Source organism: Pseudoalteromonas luteoviolacea (assembly GCF_021654285.1).
Classification (GTDB): domain Bacteria; phylum Pseudomonadota; class Gammaproteobacteria; order Enterobacterales; family Alteromonadaceae; genus Pseudoalteromonas; species Pseudoalteromonas luteoviolacea_J.
In genome coordinates this window covers 1-440 of record NZ_JAKFZS010000109.1, presented here as the reverse complement: position 1 = coordinate 440, position 440 = coordinate 1, and the positions used below count along the sequence as shown (strand labels likewise).

Here is a 440-nt window from a genome sequence, read left to right as displayed (position 1 = left end):
CAGGGCAGTCACTCACGTATAAAGAACTGGATAGACGCGCTAATCAGTTGGCTCATTATTTACGAAATATACACGGTGTGGGGCCGGATAAACTGGTAGGTGTATGCCTAGAGCGCGGCTTTGAGATGGTCATCAGTATAATGGGTATTTTAAAGGCCGGTGGGGCTTATGTGCCGTTAGATCCCAGCTATCCGGGTAGCCGTTTGGCATACATGGTCAAGGATGCCTGCATGGATACGGTATTAACCGTGTCATCCGTCAGTTCACGTCTACCTGAGGGTGAATTTACTCAAGTGTTGCTGGATGAATTGACTTTATTGGATGGATATAGCGAGGCCTCACCCAAGGTGATTGATACTGCCGTGACCAGCGACAACCTTGCTTATGTCATCTATACCTCCGGCTCTACTGGGCAACCCAAAGGGGTTATGGTGGAGCAT

1 protein-coding gene is annotated in these 440 nt (G+C 48.9%); it reads left to right on the top strand.

What is annotated here, in order from left to right; genetic code table 11:
• Positions 1 to 440: AMP-binding protein (locus L1077_RS27230; RefSeq protein ID WP_237139892.1), on the top strand; the 440-nt coding region annotated here is incomplete at both ends.